Origin of the sequence: Metabacillus halosaccharovorans, assembly GCF_002019635.1 — a bacterium.
In the GTDB taxonomy this organism is placed as follows: Bacteria; Bacillota; Bacilli; order Bacillales; family Bacillaceae; genus Metabacillus; species Metabacillus halosaccharovorans.
Genome location: NZ_KV917371.1, coordinates 2,268,328 through 2,285,263, shown reverse-complemented (window position 1 = coordinate 2,285,263; position 16,936 = coordinate 2,268,328). Strand labels below are relative to the sequence as shown.

The window sequence follows — 16,936 nt, the reverse complement described above, 5'->3', positions numbered from 1 at the left end:
TCATTCTACTAAAAGGAGGGTTTAAGTTGGTGAATAACCATAATGCCTCTATATTGCTTTTTGATGGAGTATGTCATTTTTGTGACAGATCTGTTCAATTCTTAATTCGCCATGATCACAAAGGGATCATAAAATTTGCTGCTTTGCAGTCGAACAAAGGGCAAGAATTGTTACGTGAACATCAACTTTCAACAACTGATTTAAACAGTTTGGTCTTTATACACGGTCAACATTACTTCACAAAATCAGCAGCCGTTAGGGAAATATGCCGTCAATTAGGCGGCAAGTGGAAACTTTTCGCTGTTTTATTGAAACTGACTCCAAGACCACTACGTGATACTATATATGATCTTGTCGCAAAAAATCGTTATAAATGGTTCGGTCAAAAAGACCAATGTATGATCCCTAGTAAAGAAGTAAGAAATCGATTTTTACAATAAAAAAGATGGCCTTTGACATTAGTCAAAGTGGACTAACCTAAATTAGTGAGACAATATAAAACACCTACGTAAATGTTACACTGTAAACAGGTACATTTATCGGAGGTGTTTTTGCGTGGGCAAAAATGTGTATACAAGTGAAATTAAATGGGCGGTTGTAAAAGATAAACTTGAAGGAAGGTTAACCACAAAAGAAATCATGGAAAAGTACAATATAAAAAATAAATCACAAGTTGAGACCTGGATGAGATGGTATAAGAAGGGCGAGATCTATCGATTTGATCAACCAATTGGGAAACAATATACGTTTGGTCATGGACCAGAATCCGCGAGAGAGGATGAACGAATTAACAACCAAGTTACCCACTTGAAAATGGAGAATGAAATCTTAAAAAAGTATTTAGCGATGAAAAAGGAGTGGATAAAAGAGTAGTCGTACAGCTAGTAGGAGAACTGCGTAAACAATACAGCGTAATAGCTATTTTAAAAGTTTTAGAGATTCCTCGTTCTACATATTACCGTTGGTCGAATGGAGTTAACGAATACAAGAATGAACATGAGGATTTAATTATTGAGATATGTAAATCGACTAACTATAGAAATGGGCATCGTAAGATAAGGTCTATTTTAAAGCGTAAGCATCATATCCACTTAAATCGGAATACGGTCCAAAAAATCATGCAAAAACATCACTTACAGTGTAAAGTGAAACCGAAACGCAAATGGAAATCTCAAGGGGGAAGTGAAGTAATTGCTCCCAATATCCTTAATCGAGATTTCAGTGCAAGTAAACCAAATGAAAAATGGGTTACGGACATTACGTATCTTCAATACGGCAGTGAAACGTTATATCTTTCAACAATCATAGATCTGTTTAATAATGAAATCGTTGCTTATAAACTTTATAATCACCAACAAATACCATTAGTAATTGACACACTGGAGGCTGCCTTAATCAAACGTGAGTATCCGGAAGGAGTCATTATCCATTCTGATCAAGGTAGCGTATATACTTCCTATACTTTTCAAAATTACGTGAAAGAAAATCATTTGATCGGAAGTATGTCTAGGAGGGGAAATTGTTGGGACAACGCAGTAATTGAATCGTTTCATTCTAATTTAAAAACAGAGGAATTTCAGTATTGTAAGTTTAATTCTTTAGCCAATTTGGAGGTAGTATCAAAGATTGATCATTATATCTATCACTATAATGAGGAAAGAATTCAAGAAAAATTAGGCTACCTCACCCCAAAAGAATTCGGAGTTATGGCAGCCTAATAAAAGGGGGTGTTTTATATGTGTCTCATATAGCTAGGTAAGTTCAGTAAGACACTCTTTTTCGTACTTTAAGCAAATTTAACTATATAGTTGGATAAAAGTAAAAGAAAAGACATCAACTTCTGCGGATTCTTGGCTGTAAGTCCTGTTTTTCTGCTATTAATCATTCCATTTATACGTATAAAACACTTCTTTCTCAAACCAATGCATGACCTCAGGGTCTTTATTTAGGAATTTCTCTTCCATCGCCTTTAACATTCCCTCTGTTTGTGAACGATGTGCTTTTAATGCATTTAGTTTAATATCTGCTACATCTGTTACATTTATCTCAACATCTGGATGACCAATACTTTCGAATCTGTTCTTCGTAATCGCCATACAATATGTAACAGGTCGTTCTTCAATCGGCTTTCTCTTTAAAGCTCGGATTACGCCTTCTCCACATGCATCATGGTCAGGGTGGACCCCATGCCCCGGATAAAAAGTGACAATAAGGGTTGGTTGAACTTCATCAATAATCTTTTCAAATAGATCAGCTAATTGTTCTTCATCTTCAAATTCGAGGGTTTTATCTCGTAATCCCAGCATTCGTAAGTCTTGAATATCCATTGCTTGACAAGCATTGATTAGTTCTTCTTTACGAATTTGAGGCAGCAGCTCTCGGTTCGCAAAAAGAGGGTTTCCCATATTTCTGCCCATTTCACCTAAAGTACCACACGCGTATGTAACAGGTACTCCTGCTTTACGATTTAAAGCTATCAGTCCGGCTACTCCAAAGGCTTCATCATCAGGATGTGGTAATATTACTAAAACATGTTCCTTCATCTATACTCACCTCTATATCATGATTAAAACGTCCATTTGATCTTATTATTAATTGTGAAATGGTTTCTCACTTATTTGCAAGGCTATAGCTAATTGCCCTTCTGAGTTGTGGCCAGCTGTTAATAGTTGCCCTTCTTCATTAAAGGTCCAATCCGTTAGACCTTCTGCGTATATCCAACCATCTTCTAATTTTAGACCAATTCGATATGGACCATTTCCTGTAATTTTTGCTTGGTGATAAGTAACCTTTGTATTTCGAATAAAGGCCACAACTGTCATGTTTTTTTCATCTTTATGTGCAGAATAAGAGCCTGTTGTTGTTTCTAAGTGTATAAACACTTGTTTATTTAAAAAATGATTTAGATATCCTTGAACATCTCGTTTTGTAATACTTTTCATAGTGAACCTCCTCTATTTGTTTCATTTTCCAGTTCTTCTAAAATAGATAGATGATACTCAATTAGTTTTATTTTTAGTTGATCTTCAATTGAAGAGGCAACTATTCTTTTCACCGATAAGGTAAACTTTTGATGCGGTGTTTTACGGAGTCTAGGATGAGTCATTTCGTCCTTTAGTTCCTTTTCAACCGCATTTCTTAATGTATGTTCAGGATTTTCTTCAATAGGCAATGACCGGTTTGACCAAAGTGATTTATAAGCTCCTAATATTTCTATGCTCTTCAAGATCTCCACTCCTACATCTCAACAGAATTTGGTTTCTTAATTTTTATTGCAACCTTTTTAAAATGACGTGAATTGGAAAGTGTAAAGAGCAATAAGGCAGTCCAAATACATGAAAAAGTAATCAATTCAGTTATAGTGAAGGGTTCCTTATAAAGAACAACTCCTATTATTAACGTAATTGTTGGTGCTATATACTGAAGTACACCAACCATAAATAATGGAATACGTTGAGCCCCACTTGCAAAGAGAAGTAATGGTACAGCTGTTGCAACACCTGCTCCAATCAGGAGAAAATTTGTTGCTATGTCAAATTGAAGAAACATCATTTCTCCTTGTAAAGCCAACATCAATAAATAAATAATCGCAATTGGTGTAACAACCAATGTTTCGAATGTTAGCCCAATTCCAGAGCTTAACTTTGTCATCTTTTTTGCCAGCCCATATAATCCGAAGCTAATAGCAAGGGTCAAAGCAATGAATGGGATTTGTCCATAGTTTATCGTCATATATAAAACACCAATTCCTGCGATGATAAAAGATAACTTCTGCCAAAAATTTAATTTTTCTTTAAAAAATATCATTCCTAATAAAACACTTATAAGTGGATTTATGTAATATCCTAAACTTGTTTCTATCAAGTGCTCATGATTTACAGACCATATATACACAAACCAGTTTATACTAATTAAAACAGAAGATAAAATAAGCAATAAAACTAAACTCGGTTGTCTCACTATTTTCTTACATACATCAATAACATTCGGCCATTCCTTAAAAAAAGTTAATAGGGCAAGCATAAACAAGAAAGACCAAAAAATTCTATGTGCTAAAATTTCTTCAGAAGTTACATCATGGATTAACTTCCAATAAAGTGGGAGTACCCCCCACAACATATAAGAAAAAGCAGTATAAAACAGGCCTTTTTTATATGCATTTACTTCATTATTCATTATCAAACCTCACAATTCTGTCAACTCAAAGCAGTAGTTATTAATATATTCCAAATTCCATTATATACATCTTAGATCAAGTCCGACAACAGATATGCACTCTAACCTATTTTATTTAATAGCATATCATATGTATTAAAATGAACCGAATTAGGAAGTGATTATATGTTTCCATGGGATAAACAATTCCCCTTTGGTCAATCTGGTTTTTCCAAGCAATTAAATAAAATGAACCCGAAAGAAGTGGAGAACTATATCCAACAAGTTATGAAGAATGTATTCGGTGGTGACGTAACTCAAGGTGGCTATCCCTTCCAAACTGATTATTCACCAAAAGAATCATCCACTATTCAAAAACCGGAGGTCTTCGAAACCAGTGATTATGTTTATGTGAACATCCCTTTAAATAATGTGTCCAGGGAAAATGTCAAATTGCAGCATACCACTCATCAATTATTTATTATAAATTATCCTAAGGATTCAGAACAAACCAAATTCATTCTCCCCTCACCTGTTAAGAGAAAAGGGACAAAAGCAAGGTTTTTAGAGGATAGGATCGAAATCCAGTTTATTAAGCTAAGTGAGTTTAGTTTATCTGAGATTGATATAACTTAACCTTTTTTAATGAATCCCCCTAAGTTCTAATAACCCTTCATTTTAAAGTGGTTGTCTATCACGATAGTTTCACATAATAAAAAACTACCTGCAGACCATTGCAGGTAGTTTTTTATATTAATAATAAGGATAACCGCCATATGGATAACCGTATCCATACCCATAACCATAATAAGGGTATGGCGGATATGGATAAAATGGTCTTGGTCTTAAGATGGCACTACCTACCAAACCACCAAGAAGTCCACCAACAAATGGTGCACCTATAAAAAATCTGCCTCCCGGGTAAGGGCTACGGAAATTATTTCTCATCATATATGGACCCATCTTCTTACCTCCTCCTAGATAAATACCTACACTAATAAGTATTCATATCGGGAGGGTTTTGAGTGGGCTTTCACCTATATCATTAGGTAAATACCATAACTTTTCTCTTGTTACTCTTCATAGATCATTTTTTTGGTCATACCACCATCTACGATTAAATTTATACCGGTAACAAAATCATTATCATCACTTGTAAGATATTTACAAGCTTTGACAATGTCAGATGGTTTCCCGACTCGTTTAGATAAGTGCTGCATGTGATCAACTTCTCTTAATGAGTTGTAATCTCCAGTTTCAATCCAGCCTGGAGAAATCGCATTTACTTGTATTTGATCGTCACTTAATGAAGCTGCAAGCGCATGTGTCAGTGCAACAATCCCACCTTTTGTCGCAGCATATGCCTCTGAATTTTCTTCTGACATTAATGCTCTGGTGGAGGCAATATTCACTATTTTTCCCCCATTTGCATTTGCCTTCATTACCTTAGCAGCTTCTCTTGAAGCAAACATAACACTTCTTAAATTTGTATTCAGGACCATGTCCCATTCTTCAACTGTTATTACGTACGGAGACTTCCAATTAGACAATCCTGCATTGTTAATTAGTATATCTACTGTGTTATAACGATCAACCGTTGATTTTATTAATTGTTCAATATCACTTACGTTTGATACATCAGTTTTAACAAACATGACATTTAATTGCTTTTCTTTACATGTTTGTTCTAAGTTTCTGCCTGCTTGCTCATTAATATCCGCTATAACAACATTGTCATTCTCCTCAGCATATTGAAGGACTAATTCTTTACCAATACCATTTGCTCCACCAGTTATAATAACGGTTCTATTCATTCTCTTCTCCTTTCTTTCCTTCAACCGAGCAAAAAGTATCTGCCCAAATTCCTACCTCTTTTACAACACCTTTCAAACTTCTTCCTTTATCAGTTAACTGATAAAGGACTTTAACCGGGGTTTCATCTATAACAATTCTTTCCACTAAACCTTCATTTTCCAGTTCTTTAAGTCGTTCAGATAACATTTTTTGACTAATACTAGGAATAATATCTGTCAGGTCTTTAAACCTTTTAGGTCCATCAAGTAAAACATGAATGATAATACCAATCCAACGTTTACCTAAAAGTCTAAAAGCCGTTTCTAATTTTGGACAAAGATTTATTTTCACACAGATCTCCCCTTATTCCATTTCTCTTGACTCTGTATTTCACTTCTATTATGATAGGTAGATGTGATAAGACTTACTAAAAGTTAGTATATTACTTTTAGTATAAAATATACACGTACCAAATTCAACTCAGGAGGATTTCTAATGAATACAACCTATGCAGAAGATGTGATGACAGTATTAAATAGTCGTTCTTCTATACGCCATTATGATAAAGACGTGAAAATTTCAAAAGAAGAGTTAAGTGAACTCTTAACATTCGCAACAAAGGCGCCATCTGCTTGGAATTTACAACATTGGCATTTTACAGTATTCCATAGTGATGAAGCTAAACAAAAATTATTACCTATTGCTTATAATCAAAGTCAAATTGTTGAATCATCTGCTGTAGTTGCCATTTTAGGTGACTTAGAAGCTAATGAAAACACTGACCAGGTGTATGATCCTCTTGTACTAGCAGGACATTTAAAATCAGAGATAAAAGAAAACCTAGCAGGTCAGATTAGTCGTGCTTATACAGACCAAGGTTTTGCACGAGATGCTGCATTTACAAATGCTTCATTGGCTGCAATGCAACTAATGATTATTGCAAAGGCCAAAGGCTATGACACATGTGCAATTGGCGGGTTTAATAAAGATCAATTTATGCAAGAATTTTCGATTTCTGAAAGATATGTTCCAATTATGTTAATTTCGATTGGAAAAGCTGTGAAGCCTGCACACCAAAGTAATCGCTTAGATTTAGATCATGTTTCAACATGGTTATAGGTCTTACGAAAAAACAGCTTATGCGAAAAGCATAAGCTGTTTTTTTTACATGTTTTCTTTTAATACCGATATCGCTTTTTCCAATTGTGTATCATTTTCTTGGATTTTTTTCTGAATTAATTCCATCAACTTTATCGTTGTATCTTTTGTAATGATACCATTTACAGTAAGTTTGTTATCTTCTTGGAATTGTTCTACAACCTTTTCTGTCGCTTCATCAAAATATCCCTTAACACTAACTTCTTTATAACCAAGTGCCTTAAGCATTTGTTGAGCAGCATTTACTTCGGCATTAGAATCACCGGATTTTAATTCGTTTTCAGGGTTAATATAAGGTAAATTTGCATAGTCAGGCAGCTCTGCCTTCACTGTAGGCTCAATTCCCTTATCATGTATCCAAGTGCCATCAGGTGTTAACCATTTAGCAGTTGTATATTTGACAGATGAATTATCATCAAATCCATTTGCAGTTTGAACAGTACCTTTCCCAAAGGTTTTTTCCCCAACAAGTGGTATTCCTGCCGACTCATTTAATGCAGCAGCCATAATTTCACCTGCACTTGCTGTTCCGCCATCAATTAAAACTGTAATAGGCAGCTCAACATCCTTGTCATTTTCAGCTTTGTAAATTTCCTTGGCACCAGTTCGATCTTCCACTTGCATAATATTTTTTCCTTTCGGAACAAATAAATCAGACATAAGGAGAGCTTGGTCCATTAATCCACCGGGATTTTGTCTTAAGTCCAGTATTAAACCCTTAACTTTTTTATTTTGCAGCTCCTCCAAGGCGCTGGCAAGTTCTTTTCCAGTCGTCTCAGAAAACTTTGTAATTTGTATTTTACCAATATTTTCATCAAGCACTTCTGAATAAACTGTTTCTAAAGGTATGGTATCTCTTTTTATTGTAAAAGTAAGTTCTCCAACTCCTGCACGTTGGATAAGGAGATTAACCTTTGTTCCCTTTTCTCCTCGAATATTCATAACTGCTTCATTAACAGACAAACCTTCAACAGATTTATCATCTACTTTAAGAATGATATCTTTTGGTTTTATCCCTGCTTCTTCAGCAGGAGAGCCTTTAATAGGAGAGACAACCATAATATTTCCGTTGCTTTCTTGTACTTCAGCACCAATACCTTCAAAAGATGAAGAAATATTTTCGCTAAAGCTTTTAGCTTCCTCAACATCCATATAAACGGAGTATGGATCTTCCAAAGATTCCACCATACCTTTTATAGCACCTTCAACCAGCTGATCTGTATCAACTTTTTCATAATAATTTGCCTGTAGAATTTCATATGTTTTTCTTAATTTCCCAAATGGATCGTCTTCTTGTGCACTCAACATACTTCCATTAGGCTTAACAACATTGTATGTTATTCCTGCTGTAATTGTTGCTGTTACAATTACTGAAATTAGTAATTTGCTATTTTTCACGACTATTTTGCACCACCTTTATGTATGTTCCTATTATGTCTAAGCCAAATGAAAACGTCAATTAATTTGTGTAGCAGAAAAAATGACTCACCTTTTTGTCAACATTCCACTTCATCAAATCATATAGTAAGGGATACCTCAAACTGAAATTTTATAAAAGAAAATGATCTTCGACAAAAACCACGATACTTTTTTATTAATTTAATGTAAAGTTTATTACACGAATGTAAATGCAGGGAGGTTTTCATATGCAAATAGCAGATTACATTGGAAGAACTGAATTTGATATGATTCACTTTTCATTATCATTAATCAAAGAAATTGATTACAAAATAAAACAAAAAGTTTTCTTTTATCAAAATCAAGTTTCTTCATTTATAAATGATCAAGTGGAACGCTATGTTCACACATTACATGTTAAGGGTTCACTTCAATACGTTTATAAGGCAGAAATTCATAAAATGATTACTCCTAAGCTTAAAATGCTATTTGAAAAACATTGCTTATTCCATTGTGTCTAATCACGCTCCATTCTGATCCTTCATAAAATAAAGGATCAGAATGGGGGGAATAATTTGAATTACTTACAAATGCTATCTTCACTCGGCGTTGGTGGAGCACATCCTGGGGGCATATCCTTAACAAAGGAAATCTTTGAACAAGAAAAATTCCCAATCAATCATACTGTACTTGATGTTGGATGTGGAACAGGACAAAGTTGTTATCACCTGCATCAATTAGGCTACAATGTAATTGGTCTAGATTTTGATCACCTTATGATTCAACAAGCAAAAAAACGAAATAAAGAATGTCAGTGTGAAATTTTATATGTACAAGAAGATTTAACTTCAACTTCTCTACCAGACCAATTATCCGATATCATCTTATCTGAGTCAGTTCTAAATTTTACAAATCTTGATCTAACATTACCAGAACTAAAAAGAATTCTAAAACCAAACGGTGTCATTATTGCTATAGAGATGATACGGACGGCGCCATTATTAGAGTCGGAATATAGCGAGATCACTGCATTTTACGGAATACCTGATATTTTATCTATTGAAGATTGGAAGAGCGCATTCAATAAATTTGGTCTAACTATTTTTAAAATCCAATCAGAGGATGATTTTTCCTCCATCAGGACAGAAGAACCTACTACAGAATTTCACATTACAGATGTGACTCCTTCATTAGCATTTAACATGTTGACAATGCATGAGGAATTATCGTTACGATATAGAGACAGATTATCTTTTCGAGTTTTTTATGCTAGACGATCCGTCTAAATCAACCTTTTATAGTTATTAGTACAATCCCCCCTTGGTCAGGAACATACAATATGGAGACGAAAGGCTAAGGAGGGAAAATCATGTCACAGCATTACTATGACCTTTGCTGTCGCTATAATGGAAAAGTAGTAAGAATCACTGATCGTTCTGGTCGCACCCATGTAGGCAGAATTTGTCGTGTTACTTCAAATAAAGTATTTATTGAACCACGGATGCAAAGAGGAGGATTCGGTTATGGCCCTTATGGATATGGATGGGGCTATGGACCAGCGTATGGTATTGGCTTAGGCTTTATCACTGGAATTGTTTTAGGTGGATTGCTTTTTTGGTAAGTATAAAGATGAAAATAAGGGGAACATGAAACCTTCCCCTTATTTTTCCTTCAATTATTAATCTATTAAAGGTTTTACACCTTTATAAATCTCCACAATATCCTCAATCTTCATCCTAACTAATCCACTAGAAGAAGGAGCAACAAAATCTATTACACCTTCAATTACACTTTTATGCTGTTTACCCCATCCCGCTTTTTTAGATTGACTATATTGAAGGTAAACACCTTTACCAACAAAAAAAGCAACTTTAGGTTGGTAAAAAGCTATTTTTTGCTTCAGGATTTCCCTTCCATCATGATATTCTTTTTGTGTAATTTCAGCTGCTGCACGCGTAGGTCTTGATACAATATTAGTAAACCCAAATCCTTTTTTGAGTAACTCACCATCTTCGTTAGGAAGATAAATTCGTTCTGTGAGATCGGCTAAGAAAAGTATTTTCCAAAAACGGTTATGTTTATTTGCATAGTTATGTCCTACTTCCCCGGAAACCAAACTAGGATTAAACCCTATGAACAAGATGTCTAGATTTTTTTGTAGTTTGTCCAAATGATCATTCATACTATATCACCGTTATATCTTTTTCACTTTTAGAAAGTACTCTTCTAATGTTAAATCCTTTTCATACATAATAGTTGCTTTTTCTTTTCCGACATAACGCAAATGCCATGGTTCATATTGATAGCCTGTAAGAGATTCTTTATTTTTTGGATAACGGATAATAAAACCTGCACGATGAGCATTCTCTTGAACCCATTTTCCTTCTTTCGTATCACCAAATTCTTCTGTAATCTCCAAATTTACACTTCGACTTGAAATATCCATTGCTAATCCGGTTTGATGCTCACTTTGTCCCGGTAGTGCAACAGCTTGCAATGCATATTCTTCACCCTTATCTTGCTTTTCCACATTAAAAATTCCTTCTTGACGTGAATATGATCTATAACCGGACACAGCTAATAATTCAATTCCATCTTTTTCAGCTAATTCAAAAAGCTCTTCTAACGCATCAGCTGCTACTTTTCTAATATATTTTTGTGGAACATCCGCATCACCGAAAGAAAACTCAACATCAGGGACAACCAAATCATTAGGTTCAAATTCAGAAGAAAGAGCAAAATCTTTATTTACCATTACGAGTAAATTTGTCGGATTTTCAATAACGTTGTCGCCATTCACTTGTTTTACCTGATTGAAAAATTCTGATTCTAATAAAAAATCTTCATCGATTTCTTCTTTTGGTTCATTTAATTCTTCATTATCCTCAATTTGTTCAGTTTGGGTATAGTTTTGCCCTTGCTGACCACTAAGAAAAGGCATCGATTTAGAAAAATCTGTACAACCCGAAAGAGCGACCGGTAAAAGTAAAATAACGCTCCATTTATTGTAAAACATAGTACCACCCTATTCTTGTTCAATAACAAAGCTATTTTAACACTAAATACAAGCTAAAGAAATGATAATTAAGTAACTACCTACATCTTTACCTTTCTACCTAGACATTAAAACGTAAATTCAATGTTTTCTTTTCGACAAAAAACTGGGTGGTCAACAATGTCCAAAAGAAAAAAGCATGCAAATAGCATACTTTTAGAAATATTTTTGATCATTATCCTTTTTTAATAGCCGCTTCTAGTGCTACTATAATCATATCATTAAACGTAGTTTGGCGTTCTTCTGAAGTTGTTTCTTCTCCAGTTAAAATGTGGTCACTTACAGTTAGTACAGATAACGCTTTACGATTGTATTTGGAAGCCAGTGTATAAAGTGCAGCTGATTCCATTTCAATTGCTAAAATACCATATTGTGCCCATTTTTCATGTTCAGCATTGTCATTGTAGAACATATCTGCTGTAAATACATTTCCCACTTTTAAATTTAGACCTTTCTCGAGCCCTGCATCATAAGCTTTCTTCAATAAATCGAAGTTTGCAGTTGGGGCATAGTCTACGCCGCCAAATGTAAGTCTATTCATTTGAGAATCGGTCGATGCACTCATTGCTAAAATGACGTCCCTAACTTTTACATCTTTTTGAATAGCTCCACAAGTACCAACACGTATTAATTGTTGTACTCCGTAACTATTCATAAGTTCATTTATGTATATAGAAATAGATGGCACACCCATTCCAGTACCTTGAACAGAGATTCTTTCACCCTTATATGTTCCTGTAAAACCAAGCATTCCGCGAACTTCATTATAACAGGTCACATCTTCCAAGAATGTTTCGGCAATATACTTTGCACGTAATGGATCCCCTGGTAATAATACTGTTTCAGCTATTTCATTTTCTTTTGCACCAATATGTACGCTCATTTTTAAACCTCCTAGAGAGAATGATAAACCCATTTCTCATTTACTATATCATATCTTGATAAGACAATTAAATTTTTTCAATATTACCATTTTCTATCTTTCTAAAAAAATGCAATACATTTATTGTCAGCTATAGCTTTATAACATTGGGAAAAGATATAACCGTAATCTCTTTAGGAGGGAAACGAAATGAAAAAAAAATTAGAACAAGCGATTCAATATGCAAATGAAACTAACCCTGGTTCTAGAAATGGAACACAACCACATGAATCTAAAAAACCAAGAAAACAAAAAACACATGCAACGAATAAAACAAATGAAATATAAGGAGATGTACTGATGGGGAAAAAACATCGAAATCGAAATACACCAAAGAAAAACAACCATATTTCACCTGCTGTTTTAGAAGCTGAAGAAACAGCTCATGTAAAGGAACATACATCAGGCAAAAGAAAGAATGGCCCTGGGAACAACCTTTAATTATGACTGTTAAGTAAAATAAAGAAAAGGTAATCGATGGTCACAATAATGTGATATTTCTTGTGATATCGATTGCCTATTCGTCATTTGCTTATCTAACATGAATACGATTAATTTTATTCCACCCTTGTGGATTTAGCTTATAATAAAATTGCCCCTTTTTTCCTTCATCAATAAGAACAATATCGCCTGTGCTTAAATATCTCGCTTGATAATCATTCGGCATTCGGTCTGTAACATTGAAAGTTTGAAAAACCTTTTGTAATGCATCTTTGTGATTATTCCCTTCCATCACAAAACGATAAACATCTTGATACCCTTTTTTCTCCCCAAACTTCGGTGTTTGAAAAATGGTCACATCATATGAAGTGATTCTTTTTTTTAATAGTAAGGTATACACGGTTTCTCTCTCCTTCGCTTAAGTATTATTATTATAATAATTAGCCACTTACTCGAAAGATTCCTTTAGATAAAAACCGCTTTTTTTGTCGAAATCATTAGAATAACATAATTTAATTCCTTAAAGCTTTTCTATTAAGACTTTGTAACAAGCATAGTAGTTCTAATCGTTCTAAATAACATAAACCAAACAAACCCTGCACTCCATCCAGCTAGTACATCTGTTAAATAATGTACTCCTAGATAAATTCTACTAACACCTATTAACATGACGAGACAAATAGTCATCGTTATAGCTAGCAATTTTTGCTCTTCCCGTTTTATAAAATGAGAAAGAATTAAATAACATAAAAACCCATAAATTGCTGCAGAATTCATAGAATGTCCACTAGGGAAACTATAATGTGTTGCCTGGTAAACGGCATCATATGTAGGACGTTCACGTAAAAATAATTCCTTAAGCAAGTAGTTCATTTGTCTAACCGTAAAGAATAGAATAAATAACAAAACAGCATCTATCCATTTCCGTTTATATAATAAAAAGATGGCAACACCAATACAAATAGGCAATGCATACTTAATCGATCCTATATCCGATACGAATAAAAAAAGATCTGTTGCAAGCGGTAACCTGACCTGCTCAAAAAACAAGGTTACGTTCACATCGATTGTAGAGAAAAACTCTACAGAATAAACCATTGCACAGAAACAAAATAAAAGTAAAGCAACCACTACCATTATCATCATTCTATTCTTTCCTCCTATCCAATCCATAGGCATTATTTACGATCATGCCATAAAATGAAAGTAAAGGAAAGCTATATCATACCTTGCTTATTATTTCGTTTACTTCAAAAGAAAAAGGCCAAATCTACTAGCAAAAAGATTTAGACCTTATTTTTAAAGGACTATATTCTTTAATTAAGAAGACCTGACCTTTTTATATGGTAGTTATTTATACTTTCTTGTGCTTAGCTTGTTCTTTATGCCCAGGAGCCGGTTTTGACTTGTAGGCATATTCACTTCCCATTTCAGTATCTTTTTTGTTGGCCATTACTGCCTTTTGTTCAGGACTATTGTGATGCTTCTTCGCCATCTACTTACACCTCATTCCAGTCTTTTTCTTCTAGAATCTGATCTTATTGACCATCTGCTCCATTTGGCGTTACTCGTCGAATGTGCTGATCTTCAAAGTTATTTTCTCTAGCCGCTTTTGCCTTATCATCCACAAGTTTTTTTTGATCTACTTCTGAAGAAGGTGAATTCTTTTTTTTCGACATATAAGACCCTCCATAAAGAATTTTAAAGCAGTTATTAGTTTAACTAAAAAAAGGATTTGCATTCCAACGCTGAAGCTTTTTTCAATATATAAAAAAGCAGACCTTATTATTTAAAGGTCTGCTAAAAAATTATTCACTTAAATCTACATTGTGATAAACCTGTCTAACATCTTCTAAATCTTCTAGTGCATCAATCATTTTTTCAAATTGGACTTTCGCTTCTTCAGGTAATGTAATATCGTTTTGTGCAAGCATCGTTAACTCAGCTACTGTAAATTCTGTTATTCCCACTGTTTTAAAAGCTTCTTGTACAGAATGAAATTGATCTGGTTCAGAATAAACGATAACAGACTCATCTTCTTCAAGAATATCTCGAACATCGATATCCTGTTCCATTAATATTTCAAGCACTTCATCAGAGGATTTACCTTCAATCCCAATAACAGCTGTTGCATCAAACATATAAGCTACAGAACCGCTCACACCCATATTCCCGCCATTCTTACCAAATGCTGCCCGAACATCAGAAGCTGTACGGTTCACATTATTCGTTAGAGCATCTACAATGACCATCGAACCATTTGGTCCAAAGCCTTCATAGCGTAGCTCATCATAGTTTTCTTCTGCCCCGCCCTTTGCTTTTTCAATTGCACGATCAATGATTGCCTTTGGGACATTATATGTTTTTGCTCGCTCAAGAACTACTTTTAATGCTTGATTTGCTTCTGGATCTGGCTCTCCTTGTCTTGCTACTACATAAATTTCACGACCAAATTTTGCATAAATACGACTCGTATTAGCATCTTTTGAAGCTTTCTTTTCTTTAATATTATTCCATTTACGACCCATAATGAACACTCACTTTCAAAGATTAAATCTATCAATTCTGTAAGACTCAAACGTTTGGATTAGCAAACACTTGTCAATTTTACTCACTTATTCTATTATACCTAAATTACCTTTTTTGTTAAGTACGACAATTCAATGCTATTTTATTCAGATGTCACCAAATCTTTCTCGTAGACAAGCCACTCCGAATTGGATATTTGATCTGAATAAAGGATAATTTTTTCCTTTACTCTTTCATGTTCTATTCCAGTTAGCAATGTCGGTTGATAATCGTTGTGTGTAGACACAGATGATATTGAAAATGGAATCACATTAATCTCTTTTTTTTCATTTAACTTTCCATTTTCGATATAAAATTTTTGCTGAAAAACAAATGTATCCTTATCAGATGGGTTTTTATTTCCACCGAACATAAAGTTCCCCAAACTATATACGATAAACTTCCCTTTATACTCTTCAATTCCCTGAACAACATGCGGGTGATGGCCAAGTATTAGATCTGCACCAGAATCAATACTGAATTTAGCTAATGAGATTTGAGTATCATTTGGTACATACTGCTTTTCATCTCCCCAATGAAAGTGAATCAATATAATTTGTGCCCCTTGACCTCTCAATTCATGAATACTTTCCTTAATTTGAGTGCGTATCTCTTGAGTATCCTGCCACCCTTCAAAGCCTAAAGCGCCTATTTTCACACCTTTCACTTCTGTTATGTAAGAGTCTTCATACCCGAAGTATCCAATCTTTTTATTTTCTAGTGCAGTCTTCGTATCATCATAGCCCTGCTGTAAGTAATCGAATATATGGTTGTTGGCTAAATTTACGGCTTCAATTCCACCCATTTTTAAAATTTCAGCATATTCTGGATCACCTTTAAAGCGAAAGGTCTTATTTGCCTTTTCAGATGAATTTGTTAATGTTGTTTCAAGGTTCACTGTAGTAAAATCATCATTTAAAAATAAGGAATCCAACCCTTCTAAAAAATAGGACAAACCTTTTTGAGTAGCTACATCAACAAATGACCCCTGATAATCATACGTTTCATCTCTTCCTAATGTGAAGTCACCAGCTGCACTTATTGTTATGGTTGTTTTCGGTTGATTTATTTGTTCTTTTACTGGTTCTTTTTCCTGATCGATTATTTTTGCTTCTTCGGGTTCATTTATTGTGACTGGTTCACCCTGTTTATCAGAATTTATGTAATTGTATACTGTAAGGAAAATGATGCCAAAACAAATGATTGTAAGCATTCTTCTGTATGCTTTTTTTAATCTTCTACGCTTTCTCCTCTCTTTCGACTTTATTCTTGACAGTAATGTATGGCTCTCCTTCATCCCTTAACCCCTTCTCACTCTTTAATAAAAACTTACTTAAATAAAAATATCTTAATATAAATACAACGAAAGTATCTAGTCTTTTGTTGCAAAAAACAATCCTATTTACCTATTTTCACGGAATAATAAAAAGCAATTAAAGGGCATG

The 16,936-nt window shown here is 34.2% G+C and carries 26 protein-coding genes; 9 read left to right on the top strand and 17 right to left on the bottom strand.

The features are described from left to right. Window positions 1-29 precede the first annotated feature (29 nt). Together BK577_RS10965 and BK577_RS10960 are read left to right on the top strand one after the other, a co-directional pair. Window positions 30-440, top strand: a complete 411-nt coding sequence (locus BK577_RS10965) for a thiol-disulfide oxidoreductase DCC family protein (RefSeq protein WP_180321218.1) — start codon at window positions 30-32, stop codon at window positions 438-440. A gap of 115 nt (window positions 441-555) precedes the next feature. After that, window positions 556-1,718, top strand: a protein-coding gene (locus tag BK577_RS10960; RefSeq protein WP_139367246.1) for an IS3 family transposase whose coding sequence is annotated in 2 segments (ribosomal slippage) — window positions 556-865 and window positions 865-1,718 — 1,164 coding nt in all. Because the reading frame shifts where the segments join, the coding sequence is not laid out codon by codon here. A 159-nt stretch (window positions 1,719-1,877) separates the two neighbouring features. On the opposite strand, the gene bshB2 is transcribed toward BK577_RS10960, so the two are convergent. From bshB2 to rarD, 4 genes are read right to left on the bottom strand one after another with little or no spacing between them, the layout of a single operon-like run. Further along, a complete protein-coding gene (gene bshB2, locus BK577_RS10955) occupies window positions 1,878-2,543 on the bottom strand; it encodes a bacillithiol biosynthesis deacetylase BshB2 (protein ID WP_078432912.1) in 666 nt (221 codons plus the stop codon). A gap of 48 nt (window positions 2,544-2,591) precedes the next feature. Further along, window positions 2,592-2,942 carry a YojF family protein gene (locus BK577_RS10950; protein ID WP_078432911.1) on the bottom strand — a complete coding sequence of 117 codons (351 nt, stop codon included), beginning with the start codon at window positions 2,940-2,942 and terminating at the stop codon, window positions 2,592-2,594. Continuing rightward, window positions 2,939-3,226, bottom strand: a complete 288-nt coding sequence (locus tag BK577_RS10945) for a hypothetical protein (RefSeq protein ID WP_078432910.1) — start codon at window positions 3,224-3,226, stop codon at window positions 2,939-2,941. The genes BK577_RS10950 and BK577_RS10945 overlap by 4 nt, the downstream gene beginning before the upstream one ends. A gap of 11 nt (window positions 3,227-3,237) precedes the next feature. Then, a complete protein-coding gene (rarD, locus tag BK577_RS10940) occupies window positions 3,238-4,176 on the bottom strand; it encodes an EamA family transporter RarD (RefSeq protein ID WP_078432909.1) in 939 nt (312 codons plus the stop codon). 165 nt (window positions 4,177-4,341) lie between these two features. Here rarD and BK577_RS10935 point away from each other — a divergent pair, with 165 nt between their 5' ends. Continuing rightward, window positions 4,342-4,791 (top strand): Hsp20/alpha crystallin family protein, encoded by a 450-nt coding sequence (locus BK577_RS10935; protein WP_078432908.1) that lies wholly within the window; start codon window positions 4,342-4,344, stop codon window positions 4,789-4,791. A gap of 117 nt (window positions 4,792-4,908) precedes the next feature. On the opposite strand, the gene BK577_RS10930 is transcribed toward BK577_RS10935, so the two are convergent. The 3 genes from BK577_RS10930 to BK577_RS10920 all read right to left on the bottom strand — a co-directional run bounded on the left by BK577_RS10930 (window position 4,909) and on the right by BK577_RS10920 (window position 6,300). Then, window positions 4,909-5,118, bottom strand: coding sequence for a hypothetical protein (locus tag BK577_RS10930; protein WP_404810097.1), 210 nt, complete (start codon window positions 5,116-5,118; stop codon window positions 4,909-4,911). Window positions 5,119-5,228: 110 nt separating this feature from the next. Next, window positions 5,229-5,969: an SDR family oxidoreductase gene (locus BK577_RS10925; RefSeq protein WP_078432907.1), complete on the bottom strand. Its 741-nt coding sequence runs from the start codon at window positions 5,967-5,969 to the stop codon at window positions 5,229-5,231. After that, window positions 5,962-6,300 carry a winged helix-turn-helix transcriptional regulator gene (locus tag BK577_RS10920; protein WP_078432906.1) on the bottom strand — a complete coding sequence of 113 codons (339 nt, stop codon included), beginning with the start codon at window positions 6,298-6,300 and terminating at the stop codon, window positions 5,962-5,964. Before BK577_RS10920 ends, BK577_RS10925 begins: the two co-directional genes overlap by 8 nt. 144 nt (window positions 6,301-6,444) lie before the next feature. Between BK577_RS10920 and BK577_RS10915 the strand changes: the two genes are divergently transcribed. Continuing rightward, window positions 6,445-7,068 (top strand): nitroreductase family protein, encoded by a 624-nt coding sequence (locus BK577_RS10915; RefSeq protein ID WP_078432905.1) that lies wholly within the window; start codon window positions 6,445-6,447, stop codon window positions 7,066-7,068. Window positions 7,069-7,113: 45 nt separating this feature from the next. On the opposite strand, the gene BK577_RS10910 is transcribed toward BK577_RS10915, so the two are convergent. Beyond that, window positions 7,114-8,511: a S41 family peptidase gene (locus BK577_RS10910; RefSeq protein ID WP_078432904.1), complete on the bottom strand. Its 1,398-nt coding sequence runs from the start codon at window positions 8,509-8,511 to the stop codon at window positions 7,114-7,116. A 242-nt stretch (window positions 8,512-8,753) separates the two neighbouring features. Here BK577_RS10910 and BK577_RS10905 point away from each other — a divergent pair, with 242 nt between their 5' ends. From BK577_RS10905 to BK577_RS10895, 3 genes are all read left to right on the top strand, one after another. Then, the gene (locus tag BK577_RS10905) at window positions 8,754-9,026 is read left to right on the top strand and encodes a hypothetical protein (protein ID WP_078432903.1); all 273 of its coding nucleotides are present in this window, start codon (window positions 8,754-8,756) and stop codon (window positions 9,024-9,026) included. A gap of 54 nt (window positions 9,027-9,080) precedes the next feature. Continuing rightward, a complete protein-coding gene (locus BK577_RS10900) occupies window positions 9,081-9,791 on the top strand; it encodes a class I SAM-dependent methyltransferase (protein WP_078432902.1) in 711 nt (236 codons plus the stop codon). Window positions 9,792-9,874: 83 nt separating this feature from the next. Continuing rightward, window positions 9,875-10,126: a hypothetical protein gene (locus tag BK577_RS10895; RefSeq protein ID WP_078432901.1), complete on the top strand. Its 252-nt coding sequence runs from the start codon at window positions 9,875-9,877 to the stop codon at window positions 10,124-10,126. 57 nt (window positions 10,127-10,183) lie between these two features. On the opposite strand, the gene BK577_RS10890 is transcribed toward BK577_RS10895, so the two are convergent. From BK577_RS10890 to deoD, 3 genes are all read right to left on the bottom strand, one after another. Next, window positions 10,184-10,687 (bottom strand): mismatch-specific DNA-glycosylase, encoded by a 504-nt coding sequence (locus BK577_RS10890; RefSeq protein WP_078432900.1) that lies wholly within the window; start codon window positions 10,685-10,687, stop codon window positions 10,184-10,186. 12 nt (window positions 10,688-10,699) lie between these two features. Next, window positions 10,700-11,521, bottom strand: a complete 822-nt coding sequence (locus BK577_RS10885; protein WP_078432899.1) for a M15 family metallopeptidase — start codon at window positions 11,519-11,521, stop codon at window positions 10,700-10,702. A 214-nt stretch (window positions 11,522-11,735) separates the two neighbouring features. After that, window positions 11,736-12,443 carry a purine-nucleoside phosphorylase gene (gene deoD, locus BK577_RS10880; protein WP_078432898.1) on the bottom strand — a complete coding sequence of 236 codons (708 nt, stop codon included), beginning with the start codon at window positions 12,441-12,443 and terminating at the stop codon, window positions 11,736-11,738. Between the two features lie 189 nt (window positions 12,444-12,632). Here deoD and BK577_RS26000 point away from each other — a divergent pair, with 189 nt between their 5' ends. Then, window positions 12,633-12,770: a hypothetical protein gene (locus BK577_RS26000; protein WP_169908218.1), complete on the top strand. Its 138-nt coding sequence runs from the start codon at window positions 12,633-12,635 to the stop codon at window positions 12,768-12,770. Window positions 12,771-12,782: 12 nt separating this feature from the next. Further along, window positions 12,783-12,923, top strand: coding sequence for a hypothetical protein (locus tag BK577_RS25995; RefSeq protein WP_169908216.1), 141 nt, complete (start codon window positions 12,783-12,785; stop codon window positions 12,921-12,923). Between the two features lie 91 nt (window positions 12,924-13,014). On the opposite strand, the gene BK577_RS10875 is transcribed toward BK577_RS25995, so the two are convergent. The 6 genes from BK577_RS10875 to BK577_RS10860 form a co-directional block, all read right to left on the bottom strand. Then, window positions 13,015-13,323: a YodL domain-containing protein gene (locus tag BK577_RS10875; protein WP_139367295.1), complete on the bottom strand. Its 309-nt coding sequence runs from the start codon at window positions 13,321-13,323 to the stop codon at window positions 13,015-13,017. Between the two features lie 134 nt (window positions 13,324-13,457). Beyond that, on the bottom strand, window positions 13,458-14,069 hold the full coding sequence (locus tag BK577_RS10870; protein ID WP_169908214.1) for a phosphatase PAP2 family protein: 612 nt from the start codon (window positions 14,067-14,069) through the stop codon (window positions 13,458-13,460). A gap of 208 nt (window positions 14,070-14,277) precedes the next feature. Further along, complete coding sequence (locus BK577_RS25990; RefSeq protein ID WP_169908212.1) at window positions 14,278-14,418, bottom strand: hypothetical protein; 141 nt, start codon at window positions 14,416-14,418, stop codon at window positions 14,278-14,280. Between the two features lie 43 nt (window positions 14,419-14,461). Beyond that, the gene (locus tag BK577_RS25985) at window positions 14,462-14,602 is read right to left on the bottom strand and encodes a hypothetical protein (RefSeq protein ID WP_169908210.1); all 141 of its coding nucleotides are present in this window, start codon (window positions 14,600-14,602) and stop codon (window positions 14,462-14,464) included. 129 nt (window positions 14,603-14,731) lie between these two features. Continuing rightward, window positions 14,732-15,451 carry a YebC/PmpR family DNA-binding transcriptional regulator gene (locus BK577_RS10865; RefSeq protein WP_078432896.1) on the bottom strand — a complete coding sequence of 240 codons (720 nt, stop codon included), beginning with the start codon at window positions 15,449-15,451 and terminating at the stop codon, window positions 14,732-14,734. A gap of 143 nt (window positions 15,452-15,594) precedes the next feature. Next, window positions 15,595-16,704, bottom strand: coding sequence for a CapA family protein (locus BK577_RS10860; RefSeq protein WP_078433534.1), 1,110 nt, complete (start codon window positions 16,702-16,704; stop codon window positions 15,595-15,597). Between the last annotated feature and the right edge of the window lie 232 nt (window positions 16,705-16,936).